The organism is Pseudomonas sp. S3_B11, assembly GCF_054667715.1.
On record NZ_CP162749.1, the window covers coordinates 1,055,798 to 1,074,682 of the forward strand.

17 protein-coding genes and 1 tRNA gene are annotated in these 18,885 nt (G+C 58.7%); 14 read left to right on the forward strand and 4 right to left on the reverse strand.

The window, feature by feature from the left end; translation table 11 throughout:
* The first annotated feature begins 122 nt into the window (after window positions 1-122).
* The 9 genes from AB4O22_RS04980 to AB4O22_RS05020 all read left to right on the forward strand — a co-directional run bounded on the left by AB4O22_RS04980 (window position 123) and on the right by AB4O22_RS05020 (window position 7,752).
* Window positions 123-1,565: an aminotransferase-like domain-containing protein gene (locus tag AB4O22_RS04980; RefSeq protein WP_003204187.1), complete on the forward strand. Its 1,443-nt coding sequence runs from the start codon at window positions 123-125 to the stop codon at window positions 1,563-1,565.
* An 85-nt stretch (window positions 1,566-1,650) separates the two neighbouring features.
* Entirely contained in the window at window positions 1,651-2,127 is a 477-nt protein-coding gene (locus AB4O22_RS04985; RefSeq protein ID WP_013693982.1) for a hypothetical protein, read from the forward strand.
* Between the two features lie 147 nt (window positions 2,128-2,274).
* Window positions 2,275-2,529, forward strand: coding sequence for a YkgJ family cysteine cluster protein (locus AB4O22_RS04990; RefSeq protein WP_003204182.1), 255 nt, complete (start codon window positions 2,275-2,277; stop codon window positions 2,527-2,529).
* A gap of 54 nt (window positions 2,530-2,583) precedes the next feature.
* On the forward strand, window positions 2,584-3,192 hold the full coding sequence (locus AB4O22_RS04995) for an START domain-containing protein (RefSeq protein ID WP_460095958.1): 609 nt from the start codon (window positions 2,584-2,586) through the stop codon (window positions 3,190-3,192).
* A gap of 140 nt (window positions 3,193-3,332) precedes the next feature.
* A complete protein-coding gene (locus AB4O22_RS05000) occupies window positions 3,333-3,569 on the forward strand; it encodes a hypothetical protein (RefSeq protein ID WP_003204179.1) in 237 nt (78 codons plus the stop codon).
* A 201-nt stretch (window positions 3,570-3,770) separates the two neighbouring features.
* Entirely contained in the window at window positions 3,771-4,112 is a 342-nt protein-coding gene (locus AB4O22_RS05005; RefSeq protein WP_003179463.1) for a ribonuclease E inhibitor RraB, read from the forward strand.
* A gap of 470 nt (window positions 4,113-4,582) precedes the next feature.
* Complete coding sequence (locus AB4O22_RS05010) at window positions 4,583-5,992, forward strand: circularly permuted type 2 ATP-grasp protein (protein ID WP_003204177.1); 1,410 nt, start codon at window positions 4,583-4,585, stop codon at window positions 5,990-5,992.
* A 9-nt stretch (window positions 5,993-6,001) separates the two neighbouring features.
* A complete protein-coding gene (locus AB4O22_RS05015; RefSeq protein ID WP_003204175.1) occupies window positions 6,002-6,952 on the forward strand; it encodes an alpha-E domain-containing protein in 951 nt (316 codons plus the stop codon).
* The gene (locus AB4O22_RS05020; protein WP_003204174.1) at window positions 6,949-7,752 is read left to right on the forward strand and encodes a transglutaminase family protein; all 804 of its coding nucleotides are present in this window, start codon (window positions 6,949-6,951) and stop codon (window positions 7,750-7,752) included. Before AB4O22_RS05015 ends, AB4O22_RS05020 begins: the two co-directional genes overlap by 4 nt.
* A 162-nt stretch (window positions 7,753-7,914) precedes the next feature.
* Here the strand turns inward: AB4O22_RS05020 and AB4O22_RS05025 are convergent, their stop codons facing one another.
* Window positions 7,915-8,727 carry a c-type cytochrome gene (locus AB4O22_RS05025; RefSeq protein WP_003204173.1) on the reverse strand — a complete coding sequence of 271 codons (813 nt, stop codon included), beginning with the start codon at window positions 8,725-8,727 and terminating at the stop codon, window positions 7,915-7,917.
* Window positions 8,728-9,335: 608 nt separating this feature from the next.
* Between AB4O22_RS05025 and AB4O22_RS05030 the strand changes: the two genes are divergently transcribed.
* From AB4O22_RS05030 to AB4O22_RS05040, 3 genes are all read left to right on the forward strand, one after another.
* Entirely contained in the window at window positions 9,336-10,541 is a 1,206-nt protein-coding gene (locus AB4O22_RS05030) for an acetyl-CoA C-acetyltransferase (RefSeq protein ID WP_028237411.1), read from the forward strand.
* A 25-nt stretch (window positions 10,542-10,566) separates the two neighbouring features.
* Window positions 10,567-12,711 carry a 3-hydroxyacyl-CoA dehydrogenase NAD-binding domain-containing protein gene (locus AB4O22_RS05035; protein WP_460095959.1) on the forward strand — a complete coding sequence of 715 codons (2,145 nt, stop codon included), beginning with the start codon at window positions 10,567-10,569 and terminating at the stop codon, window positions 12,709-12,711.
* Window positions 12,712-12,800: 89 nt separating this feature from the next.
* The gene (locus AB4O22_RS05040; RefSeq protein WP_460095960.1) at window positions 12,801-13,535 is read left to right on the forward strand and encodes an amidotransferase; all 735 of its coding nucleotides are present in this window, start codon (window positions 12,801-12,803) and stop codon (window positions 13,533-13,535) included.
* A gap of 199 nt (window positions 13,536-13,734) precedes the next feature.
* Here AB4O22_RS05040 and AB4O22_RS05045 read toward each other — a convergent pair whose 3' ends face one another.
* From AB4O22_RS05045 to AB4O22_RS05055, 3 genes are all read right to left on the reverse strand, one after another.
* Window positions 13,735-14,706 (reverse strand): magnesium and cobalt transport protein CorA, encoded by a 972-nt coding sequence (locus tag AB4O22_RS05045; protein WP_003204167.1) that lies wholly within the window; start codon window positions 14,704-14,706, stop codon window positions 13,735-13,737.
* A 134-nt stretch (window positions 14,707-14,840) separates the two neighbouring features.
* A complete protein-coding gene (locus AB4O22_RS05050; RefSeq protein ID WP_003204165.1) occupies window positions 14,841-15,563 on the reverse strand; it encodes a 1-acylglycerol-3-phosphate O-acyltransferase in 723 nt (240 codons plus the stop codon).
* A 310-nt stretch (window positions 15,564-15,873) separates the two neighbouring features.
* Complete coding sequence (locus AB4O22_RS05055) at window positions 15,874-16,563, reverse strand: crotonase/enoyl-CoA hydratase family protein (protein ID WP_013693979.1); 690 nt, start codon at window positions 16,561-16,563, stop codon at window positions 15,874-15,876.
* A 308-nt stretch (window positions 16,564-16,871) separates the two neighbouring features.
* On the opposite strand from AB4O22_RS05055, the gene AB4O22_RS05060 reads away from it, so the two are divergent.
* Window positions 16,872-16,961: transfer RNA gene (locus tag AB4O22_RS05060), tRNA-Ser, on the forward strand.
* A 328-nt stretch (window positions 16,962-17,289) separates the two neighbouring features.
* A complete protein-coding gene (locus AB4O22_RS05065; protein WP_460106705.1) occupies window positions 17,290-18,762 on the forward strand; it encodes an ApeA N-terminal domain 1-containing protein in 1,473 nt (490 codons plus the stop codon).
* Window positions 18,763-18,885 lie beyond the last annotated feature (123 nt).

An 18,885-nucleotide genomic window follows, 5' to 3' on the forward strand; every position in this document is an offset into this window, starting at 1 on the left:
CAGTTAGAGCTGTCACTCCACTGTACTGTCGAGTAATCTGGCAACTGTCCCAGTACACTTCTAAACTGTTCCGGTATCGTTTCCGACAAGAATAAAATGCCCGTGAAATCGAGTGCTGCGTCATGACCAACCTTCTGCTCTATCAACGTATTGCTCAACAGCTGGCTGAAGACATCCGGCGCGGTGTGTATCAGCCCGGTGAGCGCGTACCGTCGGTGCGCAAGATGAGCTCGCAGCTCAACGTCAGCCATGCCACGGTGCTGCAGGCCTACGCCAACCTTGAAGACCAGGGGCTGATTCGCGCGCGGCCGCAGTCGGGCTACTACGTGCACCAGACGCCGGCCCTGACGGCACCGACGCCGGACATTGCCCGGGTAGAGCGTCCGGGGCTGGTGACACGCAGCAGTATCATCCAGCAAATATTGGTCGAGTCGCGCCGCGAAGGGGTGTTTCCCTTGGGGGCTGCGGTGCCGAGCGTCGACTATCTGCCTGTCCGGGCCCTGCATCAGCAATTGGCCAAGGTCACGCGCTTCCACAGCCCGCGGGCGTTCAGCTACATGTTCAGCCCGGGGTTCGAGCCGTTGCGTCGCCAAGTGGCGATTCGCATGCGCGATGCCGGCGTCGTGGTGGACCCTTCCGAGGTGGTGATCACCCACGGCTGCGTCGATGCGCTGCAGATGTCCTTGCGGGTGCTGACGCGGCCGGGGGATTTGATCGCCGCCGAGTCGCCGACCTATTACGGCTTGCTGCAACTGGCGGATCTGTTGGGCCTCAAGGTTATCGAGATCCCCAGCGACCCGGTCACTGGCATGAGTCTGGAGGCCTTGCAGCTGGCGGCCAACCAGTGGTCGATCAAGGCGCTGGTGCTGACCACGCGCCTGAGCAATCCTCTCGGCGGCACCATGCCGGAAGAGCGGCAAAAGCAACTGCTGCGCCTGGCGTCGGACTTCGACATCCAGATCGTCGAGGACGATATCTATGGCGAGTTGATGTTCGAGCAGGGGCGCACCAAGGCCCTCAAGGCCTACGACCGGCTGGACCGGGTCATCTACTGTTCGAGTTTTTCCAAGACGTTGTCGCCGGGTGTGCGCATCGGCTGGATGATCGCGGGGAAATTCCAACAGGAAATCCAGCGGCTCCAGACCTTCAGCACGCACTCGGCGTGCAGCGTCACGCAGATGGGCATTGCCGCGTACCTGGAAAACGGCGGCTATGACCGGCACTTGCGCTATATCCGCCAGGAATACCGCAAGAACCTCAGCGCCTTTCAGCTGGCGGTGCAGCAGTACTTCCCCGAAGGCACGCAGATGAGCCGTCCCACTGGAGGCTTCATCCTGTGGGTCAGCCTGCCGGGGCGGGTCAATACCCAGGAGTTGCATGTGCGGGCGTTGCAACAGGGCATCAGTATCGCGCCAGGGCTGATTTTCAGTAATACCGAGCAGTTCAACCACTGCATTCGCTTGAACTGCGGCATACCCTGGAACCGGGAGGCGGAGCGGGCCTTGATGACGCTGGGGCTGTTGGCCACTCAATTGTGCCAGGAGACGGCCAACGGATTTCTTTAGATATCAGCGACTTGGCTCGATGTGCTTGTCAGCGCCTCATTATCAGGCGAGCATGGGGGTCTCTGCCGTCAATGCTGTTGTATTTATGAAAGCCATTGTTCCTGCTGCCTGGGTTTTGATCGGTCTGTTGAGCGTCTTCCACATGGGAGGCGTCGTCGCGGCAGCGCCAGCGCAGGAAAAACCGGCTGCCAGTGCCACGAAGGATGCGCCGAAAAAAAACACAGCGGCCAAGAAGCCTTCCGCCAAGAAAGTGGCACCCGCGAAGAAAAAACGCGCCCCCATCGCCTCCAAGAGCAAATCCGCCCACGAGGTCGCCAAGACCCCATTGCCGCCGGCCAAGCTGGATTTGAGCTTGCCCCATGAGATGGTCGATAAACTGCAACCACCGGGTAAGGTGGTACAGTCCAGGCGTGAGCCGCTCTTGCCGTCGATGTTCGGTGAGAAACCCGGTCCCTTTCAGCTCAATGGCCGTTTGTTGAGCAATGAAATGCAGCTGCCACTGCGCAGCCCGGAGCGCCACGAGGTGGAAGGCGCGGCGCTGGACTTCGAATTCAAGCAATAAACCTTCGGCAGGCCTGCGGTTCGTCGCTGACCATTCGGTCATCTCGCCGTGGGCAAAAAAACACGCAGACGGTAATTTAAAACGAGTGTTTTAGCCGTTACTCTGTGTTCTGTTACTAACCATTACTGTCGTGAGGATGTTGTCGTCATGAAATGCCGTGAAGGCTGTGGCGCCTGTTGCATCGCCCCTTCCATCAGCTCACCTATCCCTGGCATGCCCCAAGGCAAACCGGCGGGAGAACGTTGCGCACAATTGTCGGTCGATAACCTGTGCCGGATCTTCGGCCAGCCGGAGCGTCCGGCAGTGTGCTCGGCGTTCGAAGCCGACATCGAGGTTTGCGGCAGCAGCAGTGAAGAGGCCATCCGACTGATCGGTTGGTGGGAGCAAATCACGGCAGCGTAATGAGTCAATGAACGGATCCTAACTGAACGAACTTGGACAATAAGGAAAAGAACTATGGGTTCGCTGCATCGTATGGCTGTGTTGTGTGGGTTGACCGTGTTGCTGGCAGCGGCCACCGCTCAGGCAGAGGACTGGCAGGTTGCCAGGGAGAAGGACGGTATCAAGGTTTCCCTCAGTGAGGTGACGGGCTCCAAATACAAGGCCTACCGTGGCGTGACGGTGATGAAAACCACCATGGCCAAGCTGCGGGCCCTGCAGGAAGACGTTCCCGGTGCCTGCGCTTGGATTCATGAATGCAAGAGCCAGAAACTGCTCAAGCACGAAGGCAATCAGAGCTGGACCTACACCCAGTTCAACACGCCATGGCCGGTGACGTCCCGGGACTCGGTGCTTGAAGTTACCACCGAAGAGGGCGCTGATGGCAGCCTGACCCGCAAGCTCAAGGGCGTGCCGAAATACCTGCCTGAAGAGCAAGGTTTCGTGCGGGTGACCCAGGTCGACGGCTTCTGGAAGTTCACGCCAAAGGGCGCTGACCAGATCGAAGTGACCTACCAGGTCCATACCGAACCAGGGGGTGACGTGCCGTCCTGGCTGGCGAACAAGTTCGTGGTGGATGCGCCGTTCAACACCTTGAAAGCCCTGAAGGAACGCGCCGAAAACTGATCGGCCACGGCTGCACTGCAGAGACCGCCCCGGAGGCGGTCTTTTCATGTGTGCCGTCCAGACGCCCGGCGGAACGATTGTCCGGCCCTCAATGTCGAGATAGAGGTAAGCCAGGCCCTGAATTGATCAAGGAGACACCGATGCAAAAGTGGGAAATCACTTTCGTGGATGATCATGGCGAAGCCATCGCCGAGCAGTTCGACTACGAGCAGGAGCCTACGATGGAGCAGGCTGCACAACTGATTCGCGAAAAATTGCTGCCCGTGCCCGCCCAACTGGACCTCAACGACCTGGAAGGTCGCACCGAAGATCCCACCGTCAAGAACCTCAAGTCCCAGCACAGCATTGAAATCATCAGCATTACACCGATTTCATGAAACGGTGCCTGGTCTCGCTTGGCAGCGGCTGCCACTTGCGGCTACTCTGCAATTGAGATCAGCGAAAGGATCGCGAAGGTCCGGTCTTGTCAGCTACATGCTTGTGTCCCGACGGCCATTTGATGCCGTACCGCTTGCAGCCTGAGGGCTTCACGCACGGGAAGACGGAAAGTCTATCCATTGGTTTCAGGAGGACGTTTCATGAGCACAGCCTATCAAGAAGACATCAGCACCAGCGTGTTGCGCCGCATGAAAGAAGGCGGTTTCGATTTTTCCCGATTCCATCCCATTGAGTTCTACGCCATTTTCCCGGACGAGGAGCGGGCGCGCAGGGCGGCAGGTCATTTTCGGGGAGAATCGTTGAACGCGCAGATCAGTGCACGGGACGATGGGGCTTGGTCGTTGGAACTGAGCCGGGTGATGTACGCCACCTACGATGACATTGGCGACTTCGAGCAAGACTTTGAGGCAGTCGTCGAACCCTTGGGTGGTGTGATCGAGGGCTGGGGTGTCAAGCAAGAGATCCGGCGCCTGCAGGCCTGACAGTTACTCACCGCAACCACAGCAACGGCTGACCTTTGTGTCGGCCGTTTTCATGTCTGTGAGCTAACCGAACATTGAACATTACTGTGGGAGCCAAGCTTGCTCGCGATGGCGGCGGCACATTCAACATCGATGCGGGGCTGACCCACTGCCATCGCGAGCAAGCTTGGCTCCCACAGGGATTTGTGGCGGACGCCGAATAGGCGAGCATGTCCCCCGGCAACACCACAAGCGCCAGGTTTTGTACCTAACTGTATCCAGATCAAGCCGCGTCGTTTTTCCGTGACTATGCTCAGCAGAGCGACGCCCCTGCGTCGCAATGAAGCGGGGGACAGCGGGGTGGGGGCATTTGTTGCACTAGAAAAGTGCGCGGCCTGTCAGAGGAGAATCCAACCCGTTGATCATAAAGCGTTTATGCCGATGGCACGGGGCTTGCGAAGCCTTGCTGCCAGGGTGACAAGGAGTACGGCATGATCCGCAGCGGTTTTGATGAAATGTACGATGCCAACGGCCAGGTCCGCCCGCATTACCAGGCGTTTGCCCGCTGGCTGGCTGAAACGCCTGATGAGCTGCTGGCGCAACGCAGGCGCGAAGCCGACCTGTTGTTTCATCGTGCTGGCATTACGTTCACGCTCTACGGCGACGAGCAGGGGACAGAGCGCCTGATCCCTTTCGACACGATCCCGCGCAGCATCCCGGCCAGTGAATGGCGGGTGGTCGAACGTGGCTGCATCCAGCGGGTCAAGGCGCTGAACATGTTCCTGGCCGATCTCTACCACGAACAACGGATCATCCGGGCCGGGATCATTCCCGCCGAACAGGTGCTGGCCAACGAGCAGTACCAACTGGCGATGCAAGGGCTGGATCTGCATCGTGACATCTACGCGCACATTTGCGGTGTCGACCTGGTGCGCGACGGTGACGGCACGTACTACGTGCTCGAAGACAATCTTCGTACGCCCAGCGGCGTCAGCTACATGCTCGAAGACCGCAAGATGATGATGCGCCTGTTCCCCGAACTGTTCGCCGCCCAGCGTATCGCCCCCATCGACCATTATCCGAACCTGCTGCTCGATACCCTGAAAAGCTCCAGCCCGCTGGACGATCCCAGTGTCGTGGTGCTCACGCCAGGGCGTTTCAACAGCGCGTTCTTCGAGCACGCTTTCCTGGCCCGGGAGATGGGCGTGGAATTGGTGGAAGGCGCCGACCTGTTCGTGCGCGATGACAAAGTGTTCATGCGCACCACCGACGGCCCGAAAGCGGTGGATGTGATCTACCGTCGCCTCGACGATGCGTTCCTCGATCCACTGGCCTTCAATCCGGACTCGATGCTCGGGGTGCCGGGCCTGTTGTCGTCCTACCGTTCCGGCAACGTGGTGCTGGCCAATGCCATCGGCACGGGCGTGGCGGACGACAAGTCGGTGTACCCGTTCGTCACCGACATGATCCGTTTTTACCTGGACGAAGAGCCGATCCTGAAGAACGTTCCTACATGGCAATGTCGTAATCCTGCCGAGCTGTCCCACGTGTTGGCGAATCTTCCCGACCTGGTGGTCAAGGAAACCCAGGGTTCCGGCGGTTATGGAATGCTGGTGGGGCCGGCCGCGACGACGGCGCAGATCGATGCCTTCCGCGAACGGATCAAGGCCAAGCCGCACGCCTACATCGCTCAGCCGACGCTGTCGCTCTCGACCTGCCCGACCTTTGTCGAAAACGGCATCGCCCCGCGCCACATCGACTTGCGGCCGTTTGTGCTCGCTGGCCGTGAGACCCGCGTGGTGCCTGGCGGGCTGACACGGGTGGCGCTGCGCGAAGGTTCCCTGGTGGTGAATTCATCCCAGGGCGGTGGGACCAAGGACACTTGGGTAGTCGAGGATTGAGGAGCTGCCATGCTGAGTAGAACCGCCTCGGACCTGTACTGGATGTCGCGCTACCTGGAGCGCGCGGAAAACCTCGCACGGATGCTCGACGTCAGCTATTCGTTGTCACTTATGCCCCAGGACGGGCGTGGCGACGGCCTGCACGAGCTGGCCATGCCATTGCTGATCACCGGCACGCTGGATGATTACCGGGAGCGACACGGCGAGCTGCACGCCGAGCGCCTGCTGCATTTCTTTGCCCTGGAAGCGGCCAACCCGGCCAGTATCTACAGTTGCCTCGGCGCCGCGCGAGCCAGTGCCCACGCGGTGCGTGGACGAATCACCGCCGACATGTGGGAGAACATCAACGCCACCTGGCTGGAGATTCGCGGTATCGCCGAGCAGGGCTTGAATCGCTACGGCATGAGCCGTTTCTGTGAGTGGATCAAGGAGCGATCCCACCTGTTTCGTGGTGCAACCTACGGCACCATCATGCGCAACGACGCGTTCCGCTTCATTCGCCTGGGGACCTTTATCGAAAGGGCCGACAACACCCTGCGCTTGCTCGACGCCCGCTACGAAATGGCCGGCGACCAGGCCGACACGGTCAGCGATGGCACGGCCCACGCGTATTACCAATGGAGCGCCTTGTTGCGGGCCTTGTCGTCCTTCGAGGCCTACACCGAGATCTACCGTGACGCCCCGGGCGCTCGCCATGTGGCTGAGTTGCTGCTGTTGCGCGCCGATGTGCCGCGTTCGCTGCGCGCCTGTACCGAAGAAATCAACCAGATCCTCGCGAGCCTGCCGGGCACCAACGGTCGGCAGGCACAACGGCTGGCGGCGGAAATGGACGCACGCCTGCGCTACACCGGCATCAATGAAATCCTCGACGGGGGCCTGCATGCCTGGCTCACCGAATTCATCCCACTGGTCCGTGAACTGGGCAATGCCATTCACAGTTCCTACCTGGAGGTCATATGAGACTCTCGATCAGCCATGAAACGGCCTACCACTATGAAGATCAGGTGCGCGCCAGCATCCAGTACCTGCGCCTGACGCCCCACGACAGCGAACGCCAGCATGTGTTGAGCTGGCAACTGGATTTGCCCCGGCCGGTGCGGGCGCAGCTGGATCCGTTCGGTAACATCCTTCACGTACTGACCCTGGACGAACCCCACGAAACGGTCATCATCGGCGCCCGCGGACAGGTGGACATCGATCCGTTGCGCGAAGCCGAGCACGAGAGCCAATCGGCGCTGCCGTTCCTGCGCTTCACCCGGCTGACCGAGGCGGACGAGGCCCTTCGCACCTTCGCCGCGCAGCAATGCCAGCAGCGTCGCGATCGCACGGCGCTGATCGACCTGATGCACGGGCTGAACCAGCACATGATCTACACCCCTGGCACCACTGAGGTCGAGACCAGTGCGGCGCAGGCTTTTGCCGGTCGTAGCGGGGTGTGCCAGGATCACACCCACGCCTTCCTGGCCTGCGCCCGTAGCCTGGGGGTGCCGGCGCGGTATGTCTCGGGGTATCTGTTCAGCGAAGAGAGCGAACACCTGGCAAGCCATGCCTGGGCGGAGGCCTGGCTTGACGACGCCTGGTACAGCTTCGATGTGACCAACCAACTGGCTCGTCCGGAGCGCCACCTGAAGCTGGCTGTGGGCCTGGATTACCTGGACGCCTGCCCGGTGCGTGGCATGCGCCGCGGCGGTGGTTGCGAGCAGATGCATGCCAAGCTGGTCGTGCCTGCTGCACCGGTGATCACGGTGCAACAACAATAACCTTCCGACGAGGGCGCTTCTGTGGAGAGGGGATTTATCCCCGCTGGGCTGCAAGCAACCCAAAACAGACAACTCAATCCGTCTGGCACACTGAGGAGTCTGGGTTCAGGGCCGCTTCGCGCCCCAGTGGGGATAAATCCCCTCGCCACAAAAAAAGCGATCTCACGGGGCCAATGGCTGCTTGCGTCCCGCCATATGCTTCAAATAACCCACCAGCAAATCCAGCTCCGAATCCGGCAGCACCGCTGCCGAGAACCCGGGCATCTTGCCCTGGGGCCAGCGACGCAGCGCTTGCGGGTCGCGAATGTAGCGCTTGAGGAAATCCCCGGAGAAGTATTCGGTCGGGTTGAAAGGGATGTTCAGGTCCGGGCCGAACTGCGCATCACCCGCGCCATTGAGCCGATGGCACGCCAGGCAATTTTTCTGGAACAGCTCGAAACCTTTATTGACCGGGTCGTCCTTGGCCAGGTTGGGCGCCGGCAGCAGGGCCGGGAAGCGTTCGGCCACGGCCGACAGGCGCTTGATGGTCGCCACCGCGTAGGGCCATTGCTCCGGGCTGATGTGGCCAGCCTGCGGATCGGTCCAGACCAGGTAGAAAGGCCCGGCGCTGTGCTTGCCTTCCCCCAGCGGCGGCCAGGGCTTGGCCGGGTCCTCGATCGCCAGCCACGCTCGGGCGCCACTCTTGTTGAGTAACGGCGCCGCAGGCATTTCGGCAGCGAAGCCGTCCAGGGCAACGGCTTGCAGGTGGTCGTCCGCCTGGATGCCCGTCAATAGAGCCGTCAGCGGCACGGCTCGATAGCTCATGGGTTTCTTGTAGGAAACGTCATCAGCGATCTGGACCGTTTGAGCGTCCGGGTGCTTGAGCAGTTCTTCGGTTTGCCAGGTGCGCGTGCCCGCGCCCAACTCCAGCACCAGTTGCGCGGCATAAAGGGGCGTGCTGAGCAGCAACGCCCCGAACACAATAAGAGCTTTCAAGTCGATCGCCTTCCATGTCGAGGGGTGCCGCAAAGGTTGGCACAGCCATCGCGGCTCGAACAGAGAACCCGTCACATTTTTTGGCGACACAACTAACGGATGATGCAGATGCCCTCGCGCAGGATTCAGCCAATCACCTTGGTGATATTCGGCAAAATCAACAGCAGCGTCGTGGCAAAGAGAATGAGTCCGGCTTGGCGAACTTTCGAATGTTTGAACATGGCTGACCCGCCTTTATTGTTATTTCCTAAAAGCCAGCCTGCATATCCATGGCGGCTGGCGTTGCACTTCCTGTTCGACAAGCGCCTCGGCAAAACCCGACGACTTTCTTGTACAAGGATTACATTAGGGGCCGCGGCGGCCTTGGCTTAGATCCAATTCATATCAGCTTGGTACAGGTTGCTCTAAAAAGGCTATGAGGCCTATTGCCACCTTCCTGCCGGCCCTTTTGCTAGACAGCTTGCCCTCCTGAATCGGTTAACCCGATAGCTCGCTACCGTTCGTCTGAGCGTGGCCGTCAACGCCATTGAGCGCTGTGGTCATTGAATCCGGCGCCGCTGGGCTTATGGTTGAAGGCATCGCATTACCCCCGTAGTTTCGAGGACGTCATGACCCAAGCTTTGATTTTCGACGCATTACGCACGCCCCGTGGCAAGGGCAAGGTCGATGGCGCCTTGCACAGCGTCAAGCCGGTGAACCTGATGGGGGGGCTGCTCAGCGCCTTGCAGCAGCGCATGGATCTGGACACCAGCCAGGTCGATGACATCGTGCTCGGTTGTGTGACCCCGGTGGGTGAACAGGGGGCCGATATCGCCAAGACTGCTGCGCTGGTGGCCAATTGGGATGTCAGCGTGGCAGGCGTGCAACTCAATCGGTTTTGCGCCTCGGGCCTGGAGGCGGTGAACCTGGCGGCCATGAAAGTGCGTTCCGGGTTCGAAGACCTGGTGGTGGCCGGCGGCGTCGAGTCCATGTCCCGGGTGCCCATGGGCAGCGATGGCGGCGCGTGGGCGCTGGACCCGCAATCCAACCTGCACGGTCACTTCGTTCCCCAGGGCATCGGCGCCGACCTGATCGCCACGCTGGAAGGCTTTAGCCGTGAGGATGTCGACGGTTATGCGCTGCATTCCCAGCAAAAAGCGGCGCGTGCCCGGGCTGACGGTTCGTTCAATAAATCCCTGGTCGCCGTGCGGGACCAGAATGGCATCGTGCTGCTGGACCACGACGAATTCATCCGCGCCGACTCCACGCTCGAAGGTCTGGGCAAGCTCAAACCGAGTTTCGAAGCCATGGGCCAGATGGGCTTCGATGGCACGGCGCTGCGCGTCTACAGCCACGTCGAACGAATCAATCACGTGCACACGCCGGGCAACAGTTCCGGCATCGTCGACGGTGCCGCGCTGATGTTGATCGGTTCCGAAGCCAAGGGGCGCGCCATGGGCCTGCAACCCCGGGCGCGGATCGTCGCCACCGCCGTCACCAGCACCGACCCGACCATCATGCTCGCCGGCCCGGCGCCGGCTACCCGCAAGGCCCTGGCCAAGGCCGGGTTGCGGGTGGAGGACATCGACCTGTTCGAAGTCAACGAAGCCTTCGCCTCGGTGGTGCTCAAGTTCATCAAGGACATGGCCATCGACCCGGCCAAGGTCAACGTCAACGGCGGCTCCATCGCCATGGGGCACCCCTTGGGCGCTACGGGGTGCGCAATCCTTGGCACGTTGCTCGACGAATTGGAGGTGCGTCGCCTGCGCTATGGCCTGGCGACCCTCTGTGTCGGCGGCGGCATGGGCATTGCCACCGTCATTGAACGCCTCTGAGCCCGACTTCAAGGAACACTTTTTCATGACCGATGCCATTCGTTACGAAACCGGCCAGGACCGGATCGTCGTCCTGACCCTGGACATGCCGGGCCAGAGCGCCAACACCATGAACGCGGTGTACCGTGAGGCCATGGCCGCCTGCGTCGCCCGTTTGCAGGCTGAAAAGGACTCGATTGCCGGTGTGATCATCACTTCGGCCAAGCACACTTTCTTCGCCGGCGGTGACCTCAATGAATTGATCAAGGTCGGCAAGCCCGAGGCCAAGGCTTTCTACGACATGGTCCTGCTGCTCAAGGCCCAACTGCGTGCCTTGGAGACCCTGGGCAAACCCGTGGTGGCGGCCATCAATGGCGCGGCCCTCGGCGGTGGTTGGGAAATCTGCCTGGCCTGCCATCATCGCGTGGCCCTGGACCTGCCGTCGGTGCAGCTCGGCTTGCCGGAAGTCACGCTCGGTCTGTTGCCAGGCGGTGGCGGGGTGGTGCGGATGGTGCGCCTGCTCGGTTTGGAAAAGGCCTTGCCGTATTTGCTCGAGGGCAAGAAGGTCAATGCGCAACAAGCGCTGCAGGCCGGTTTGATCGATGAGCTGGCGAAGGATCGTGACGAACTGCTGGCCAAGTCCCGGGCCTGGATTTTTGCCAACCCCAGCGTCATCCAACCCTGGGATGCAAAGGGCTATCGACTGCCGGGTGGCACGCCGTCTGACCCGAAAGTTGCGCAAATGCTGGCAATCGCCCCTTCGATCCTGCGCAACAAGACCCAGGGTTGCCTGCCGGCGCCGGAGAAAATCCTCTGTGCTGCGGTGGAGGGCGCCCAGGTTGATTTCGACACCGCGCACCTGATCGAAACCCGCTACTTCACCGAACTGACCACCGGCCAGGTGGCGAAGAACCTGATTGGCACCTTCTGGTTCCAGCTCAACGAGATCAAGGCCGGTGGTTCTCGCCCACAGGGTTTTGCGCCGTATCTGACGAAAAAAGTCGGCGTGCTCGGCGCGGGCATGATGGGGGCGGGTATCGCCTATGTCAGCGCCGTGGCCGGCATCGCAGTGGTCCTCAAGGATGTCGATCTGGCGGCGGCCGAGAAGGGCAAGGCCCGTTCGGCGGCGTTGCTGGATAAAAAGGTCGCCCGCGGCCAACTCACCGCCGAACAGCGCGAAGCCACGCTGGCGCGGATTCACCCCACTGACAGCAACGCCGACCTGGCCGGCTGCGACCTGGTCATCGAAGCGGTGTTTGAAGATCGCGCTCTGAAAGCCAGTGTGTCGGCCGCCGCCCAGGCAGTGGTGGGCGACGATGCGGTGATCGCTTCCAACACCTCGACCTTGCCCATCACCGGCCTGGCCATGGCTGTGCCGGACCCGACGAAGTTCATCGGCCTGCACTTCTTCAGCCCGGTGGAGAAAATGCCCCTGGTGGAGATCATCAAGGGTGCACGCACCAGTGACGCGACCCTGGCCCGGGGGTTCGATTTTGTCCTGCAGATCAACAAGACGCCGATTGTGGTCAACGACAGTCGCGGCTTCTTTACGTCCCGGGTATTCGGCACCTTTACCAATGAGGGCATCGCCATGCTCGGCGAGGGCGTGAGTGCGCCGATGATCGAGACCGAAGCGCGCAAGGCCGGGATGCCGGTCGGGCCTCTGGCGATCTCTGACGAAGTTTCCCTCAGCCTGATGAGCCATATCCGCGCGCAAACCGCCAAGGACCTGCGCGCAGAAGGGAAAACGCCGATTGAGCATCCGGCGTTCGCCGTGATTGACTTGCTGCTCAACGAATACAAGCGACCGGGCAAGGCCGCCGGCGCCGGTTTCTATGAATACCCGGCCAATGGGCAAAAGTCCCTGTGGCCGTCGCTCAAAAGCCGCTTCGAGAAAGCCGACGGGCAGATTTCCCCGCAGGATATCCGTGATCGTCTGCTGTTCATCCAGGCCCTGGAAACCGTGCGCTGCATGGAGGAGGGGGTGCTGACTTCGACGGCTGACGCCAACGTCGGCTCGATCTTCGGTATTGGTTTCGCGGCCTGGACCGGCGGTGCACTGCAGTTCATCAATCAATATGGCCTGCAGGACTTTGTCAGTCGCGCCCAGTATCTGGCCGAGCAATACGGCGAGCGCTTCTCACCGCCGGCCTTGCTATTGGAGAAAGCCGCCCGGCACGAACTGTTCTGAAAGACCCGGGAAGGGGCTTGCCTTGGGGCCGTGTTTCAGGGCAGGCTCTGGGGTGTGCAATATTCCCATCATCGTGTCAGGTATTTTTTATGTCGCTACGCATCTGCATTCTGGAAACCGATATCCTGCGTCCGGAACTGGTCGACCAATATCAGGGTTACGGGCAGATGTTCCAGCGCCTGTTTTCGCAGCAGCCCATCGCGGCCGAATTCGTCGTGTACAACGTGATGGAGGGGCATTACCCCAGCGATGACGAGCAGTTCGACGCTTATCTGGTGACCGGCAGCAAGGCTGACTCCTTCGGCACCGACCCTTGGATTCAAACCCTCAAGAGCTACCTGCTGGAGCGCTACCAGCGCGGCGATAAATTGCTTGGTGTGTGCTTTGGTCATCAGCTGCTGGCGTTGTTGCTGGGCGGCAAGACCGAACGCGCCACCCAAGGCTGGGGCGTCGGCACCCATCGCTACAAACTCGCCGCCAAGGCGCCTTGGATGAGCCCGGTGATGGAAGAACTGACCTTGCTGATCAGCCATCAGGACCAGGTCACCGAATTGCCCGAAAGCGCGACGGTCATCGCCTCCAGCGATTTCTGCCCGTTTGCCGCCTACCACATCAACGACCAGGTGCTGTGCTTCCAGGGTCACCCGGAGTTCATCCATGATTATTCCCGGGCCTTGCTGGAGATTCGCCAGCAACACCTCGGCGAGCAGATCTATAGCCAGGGCGTGGCGAGCCTTGCCCACGAGCACCATGGCACCACGGTGGCGGAGTGGATGATGCGTTTCGTCGCTCACAAGCCGCAGACCGAAGCCACCCAAGGCTAAAGATTACCGCTCTCTAATGTGGGAGCGAGCTTGCTCGCGATCGCGGTGAATCAGTTGGCGTTGATGTTGGATGTGCCGCCGTCTTCGCGAGCAAGCCCGCTCCCACACTGGATCTGTGTACGACGCAAATCCCTTGTGGGAGCGAGCTTGCTTCGGGCGGCGTTCCGACGGTGAACCCCACACAAATTCCTCTGTTCGCCTACAGCCACCCCGATCGCTTGAAGCTCCACCACAGTGATGAGCAGCCCACCGCAATAACCCCCAGCACCGCGAAATAGCCGTATTGCCAACTCAACTCCGGCATGTCCTGGAAGTTCATCCCATAGATCCCGGCCACGGCCGTGGGAAACGCCAGGATCGCCGCCCAAGCCGCGAACTTGCGCTGCACCACGCTCTGGCGCGATGCTTCGAGCAGCACGCCGACTTCGATGGTCTGGCTGGCGATGTCGGCCAGGGTGGTCAGGTCTTCCATTTGCCGCGTGACATGAATCTGCACGTCGCGAAAATACGGGCTCATGTTCTTGTCGATAAAGGGGAAGTCGAGTTTCTGCAACTCTTCACTGATCTCCACCATTGGCGCCGCGTAACGGCGCAGGCGCAATACGTCGCGGCGCAAGCTGTGCAGGTTCTGGATGTCCCGTTCGTTCAGGGAGCTGCACATGACATTGTGTTCCAGCTCATCGATTTCGGCGTGAATGGCCTCACCCATTGGCTGGTAGTTTTCAATCACGAAATCAAGGATGGCGTAGAGGACGAAATCTTCCCCGTGTTTCAGCAAAAGCGGACGTGCCTCACAGCGCTGCCGGACGTGGGCGTAGGACGCTGAGTGGCCGTTGCGAGCGGTGATGATGTAGCCCTTGCCGGCAAAGATATGGGTTTCGATGAACAGCAGCTTGCCGTCCTTGCGTATCGGCGAATACGTGACGATAAACAGCGCATCGCCAAAGGTCTCCAACTTGGGCCGGCTGTGTTTCTCCATGGCGTCTTCGATCGCCAATTCGTGCAGGTTGAATTGACGCTGCAGGTTGGTCAGCTCCACGGCGCTCGGCTCTTCGAGACCAATCCATACAAAATGACCAGGTTTGGCAGCCCAGGCGCTGCCTTCGTCGAGGGTGATATTAGTGACTTTCTTACCGGCGCTGTAGACCGCAGCAGCAACGACTCTACCCATAATGGTGGTTCACTTCTTGTTGTAAATGGCAGTGGCAGGCAGCGTCCAGCTTAACGCGCCCTGTAGCTTGAGAGTCAGCAAAATCTGCGGAGTTCGGCGGCAAAAGAAAACCCGCCGAGGGGGCGGGTTTCCATTCAGGCGGCTTGCAACTGCCGGTCCATTGTCGCGATGCACTCGCGCATCTGTTCACGGCATTGGGCAATGAGCTGGGGCATGTCATCCATACTCAATCCGGCCGTAGGAATCGCCGGCAATGAACGTATGAGGATGTCACCGCTGCGCCAGCGATTGAGGCGCATGTGCTTGATGTAACTGCTGACGCACACCGGAACAATCGGCACTCCGGCGGCTATTGCCATCTGGAAGGCGCCTTTCTTGAACGGCAGCAGATCCTCGCCCAAATTGCGCGTGCCTTCCGGGAAAACCCAGATAGAGGTGTCCTCGTGCTGCAAGGTATGGGTGGTGGTCAGCATCGACTTTCGGGCCTTGATCGCGTTGCCGCGGTCGATCAACACGTTGCCCGCCAGCCAGAACAATTGCCCGAACAGCGGCACCCATTTCAGGCTCTTCTTGCCGATGCACACGGTACGGCGCGGCACCACGTTGCCAAACATGAACAGGTCGTAGTTGGATTGGTGGTTGGCGATGATGACGCAGCCGTTGGGCTTATTCACCAGCGAGTCGACTTGCGTGCGGACCCGCAGGCGCAAAATGCACATCGCCGGCAACGCGTACAACCTTGCGCATAAACGGCTGTTGTCCGGGTTGAACGGCCGGCACAGCCCCAGAATCACCCCGAGCACGCCAGCCAATACAAAATGCAGGCCCATCAACAACATACGCAATACAAACAGCATCTACAGGCCCCATCGGGACAAAAGGTGGCGCAGTGTACGGATGTGCACTGTTTTCGGCAATTGCCGCTATAGAGGTAGGAGATGGACGATGTTTAAGCGCATGTTTCCACGCGTCGTGACAGAAGCGGCCCAGAGCGGTTGCGGACTTTTAAACGACGCGCGTAGGAAAAAAGCCTGGCTCTAGGGGATGGCTGCACCGGTGGTGAGGGAGTTTGCTCTCGCTGGGCTCGTAGGAGCTGACGAGCGGAGCGAGGCTGCGATCTTTCCATTACCAATCGTAGCCTCGCTCCGCTCGACAGCTCCTACAGCGTTAACCCAGGTGCTCCTGATCCAGCAGAATCGCACTGTCCAGCGTATCCAGCAGAGCCTTGCGCACTTTCAGTTTGGTGTTCTTGTGGGCTGTCATGTTGATCTTCTTCAACTGACGCGCCGCTTCCAGGGCCGCGCCCTGCAGTTCTTCGGCCGACACCACCTTGTCGAGGAAACCGGCATCCACGGCGCCCTGCGGATTGAACATCTCGGCATTGATCACCGAGCGATGGAATGCCGACTTGCGCAGGCGATCACGGGCCAGCTCGATACCGGCGTGATGCATGGTCATGCCGATCTGCACTTCGTTCAGGCCGATGCTGAACGGCCCTTCCACACCAATGCGATAGTCCGCCGAGAGCAGCAGGAACGCACCCTTGGCCACCGCATGCCCCGGGCAAGCGACAACGACAGGGAAGGGGTGCGACAACAAGCGACGCGCCAGGGTCGAGCCGGCTGTGACCAGGCTCACCGCTTCCTTGGGACCGGCGGTCATCACCTTCAGATCGTAACCACCCGACAAAATCCCCGGTTGCCCGGTAATGATCACCACCGCCCGATCCGCGGTCGCCTGGTCCAGCGCTGCGTTGAACGCGGCAATCACATCTGGCGAGATGGCATTGACCTTGCCGTTGTTCAAGGTCAGGGTCGCGATACCGTCTTCGAGATGGTAGGCAATCAAGTCGCTCATGACGCTATTCCTTGTAAGAGAAGTGACGCAGACGTTACTCACCGCCGCAGGTCAGGTAAAGCGCCGTGACTGACTCACCGGTCAGCCCAAGGCCCTGCAAACAGCCTGGCCCGCCCATCCTGCTTCGCCTTCATCTATAGAGCAGCGTCTGCATAGCCCCGAAGATTGGCCGGTTTGCCATGCCCAGGCGCGTTTGAAATGCCCGACCAAGCTTAACCGCATGAAAATTCTGAAAAAAACCTTTGCCATCGGAAAAGCTTTCGACTACATTAGCGCGCCTCGACAGACTGAACAGTTTGCCGAGATACGGTGAAGTGTCCGAGTGGCTTAAGGAGCACGCCTGGAAAGTGTGTATACAGGAAACTGTATCGAGAGTTCGAATCTCTCCTTCACCGCCACATTCTGAAAACGCAAACCCCTGATTTTCCTAGAGAAAGTCGGGGGTTTGTGGTTTTTGGCGTCTGAAAAATGGCCATATGGGACAGATCTGGGACTGGAGGGGGGCGGCTGAACCTGCTTGTCCAAGATAAAGGGCCAATCTGTGGCCACGGCCGTGCAATCACCAACCAGGTGCCCAGATGGGATGGTTAGCGCCTTATGGGCCTAGAAAGACACCGCGTATAGAAGAAGCGAGTTGGTGAGGGTAAAGTAAGCTTGGCTTCTACCAGGTACAAAAGGGGAGCGTTATAGATGCAGTATTGGTGCTGTTTCTCAGGGAGTTAACTTGTGTCGCAATCTGAAAAGACGCTTTGTTGTTTTACTCTAGAGGGAACCCAATTTTTGGGTGAGCTTCTTTTAGATGGTGAACATTCGAATGTAATGTTAACCAGTCGACATAAAATTCCTTATGCCTCTGAACCACATTCTCTTTACGGCGAGTCTCTCGATCATAAAAAAATCAGTTTGCATGAGTGTGTCGGAGAACCATCGTACCCAGAGGGGCTCTACCCGAAGTTTGTTTTCAAGAGACGGTCCTTCCCGCATTACGCATTAATTGGAAGTCGTCACATAGCTGAAGATGAAAGAATATTCAGTTCGGTTTCCTTTCAGACAGATGACGTTGGATTACTATTTTCTGCTCGCGACACATTCGGGTCAGCATCTCCAGACCCCTTAGAGCTTCAAACTATTTTAGAGAGTAGCTTTCCCTCTAGAAAGATTGCTATAGGTAAGAGCCCAGCAATTTTTTTCTTTTCTGGTGTGCCTGATAGTGTCCCTGTGGATATAGGGATCGGAAATTTCGCTGCCGATTTTGATTTCAGATCTGATGTCAGCGGTCATGCGGGAATACAATGCCCGAGCATCGTTAATGCCGTTCTAAAGTTTGATACGCTCAAAAGCCTCGACGAGATTCTTGATGATGTTGTTGCATTGTCTTTGTTTTTCACTGTGGTGGCTGGACGCTATCAAGGTGTGAAAAGTATAGAGGCTGAAATTGGAGGCGCTGATTCTGCTTCAGTGCAGGACCAAAAAGTCTCAGTGCATTGGAGCTACGCTCCTGCCTCAAGCGATTTAGAAGCGAGTAACTTAAGAGATATTCCCATTACGCCAGAGGAGAGTGGAGCAGAGTTTTATTCTGTGTTTCAACGCTGGATGAGTCGCCACAATGATTGGTTACCTGCTAGGTTGAGAATCATTAACTGGCAAAAAAATGGAAGAACATATGATGAGAATAGATTAGTCGCGGCTGCAAACGCTTTTGATATTTTGCCCGACTCGACTTATCCTGATATAGGAGACCTATCTGAAGCTGCGCGAGACGCGAGAGCACGGTGTAAGAAGATAATCAGAGAGTTAGCTGAAGGTCCTGAAAGAACTCAAATCTCAAACACACTTGCGTTTTGGGGTGGTAAGAGCTTAAGGCTTAAAGTCCTAAGTAGGTCAAGTGTTATACGTGAAGCTTTTGGCGATGACTTTGTAGATATTGATATGGTTCTTGCTACGGCAATTTTAACTAGAAATTATTTCGTTCACGGAACAAATAGCTTTGGTTATGAAAACTACAAAGATTTGCTTTCTTTTTTTACGGATACTTTAGAGTTTGTTTTCGTCGCTTCCGATCTTGTCGAGTGCGGCTGGAATGCGAAACGCTGGGCAGCTCGTCGGCCAGGGTTCTCACATCCATTAGCCGCGTTTTATCGGACGTATAAAATTCACATGCCTGAATTTTATTTGGCTAAGAGCAATGCAGAGGCGTGAGTGCGGTGCATGGGGACATGCTGGGGATTATTTGAGTTGGTAGCCTGTGACATCGGTGCGGCGTATTAGTGGTGCTGCGCATATCAGTATTGCGCTAGCACCCTTAACTTAGATGATTTCTTA

What these genes read in the sequence shown, in the direction of transcription:
- AB4O22_RS04980 (WP_003204187.1), top strand. Translation starts at nt 123, where the DNA reads ATGACCAACCTTCTGCTCTATCAACGTATTGCTCAACAGCTGGCTGAA.
- AB4O22_RS04985 (WP_013693982.1), top strand. Translation starts at nt 1,651, where the DNA reads ATGAAAGCCATTGTTCCTGCTGCCTGGGTTTTGATCGGTCTGTTGAGC.
- AB4O22_RS04990 (WP_003204182.1), top strand. Translation starts at nt 2,275, where the DNA reads ATGAAATGCCGTGAAGGCTGTGGCGCCTGTTGCATCGCCCCTTCCATC.
- AB4O22_RS04995 (WP_460095958.1), top strand. Translation starts at nt 2,584, where the DNA reads ATGGGTTCGCTGCATCGTATGGCTGTGTTGTGTGGGTTGACCGTGTTG.
- AB4O22_RS05000 (WP_003204179.1), top strand. Translation starts at nt 3,333, where the DNA reads ATGCAAAAGTGGGAAATCACTTTCGTGGATGATCATGGCGAAGCCATC.
- AB4O22_RS05005 (WP_003179463.1), top strand. Translation starts at nt 3,771, where the DNA reads ATGAGCACAGCCTATCAAGAAGACATCAGCACCAGCGTGTTGCGCCGC.
- AB4O22_RS05010 (WP_003204177.1), top strand. Translation starts at nt 4,583, where the DNA reads ATGATCCGCAGCGGTTTTGATGAAATGTACGATGCCAACGGCCAGGTC.
- AB4O22_RS05015 (WP_003204175.1), top strand. Translation starts at nt 6,002, where the DNA reads ATGCTGAGTAGAACCGCCTCGGACCTGTACTGGATGTCGCGCTACCTG.
- AB4O22_RS05020 (WP_003204174.1), top strand. Translation starts at nt 6,949, where the DNA reads ATGAGACTCTCGATCAGCCATGAAACGGCCTACCACTATGAAGATCAG.
- AB4O22_RS05030 (WP_028237411.1), top strand. Translation starts at nt 9,336, where the DNA reads ATGACCCAAGCTTTGATTTTCGACGCATTACGCACGCCCCGTGGCAAG.
- AB4O22_RS05035 (WP_460095959.1), top strand. Translation starts at nt 10,567, where the DNA reads ATGACCGATGCCATTCGTTACGAAACCGGCCAGGACCGGATCGTCGTC.
- AB4O22_RS05040 (WP_460095960.1), top strand. Translation starts at nt 12,801, where the DNA reads ATGTCGCTACGCATCTGCATTCTGGAAACCGATATCCTGCGTCCGGAA.
- AB4O22_RS05045 (WP_003204167.1), bottom strand. Translation starts at nt 14,706, where the DNA reads ATGGGTAGAGTCGTTGCTGCTGCGGTCTACAGCGCCGGTAAGAAAGTC.
- AB4O22_RS05050 (WP_003204165.1), bottom strand. Translation starts at nt 15,563, where the DNA reads ATGCTGTTTGTATTGCGTATGTTGTTGATGGGCCTGCATTTTGTATTG.
- AB4O22_RS05055 (WP_013693979.1), bottom strand. Translation starts at nt 16,563, where the DNA reads ATGAGCGACTTGATTGCCTACCATCTCGAAGACGGTATCGCGACCCTG.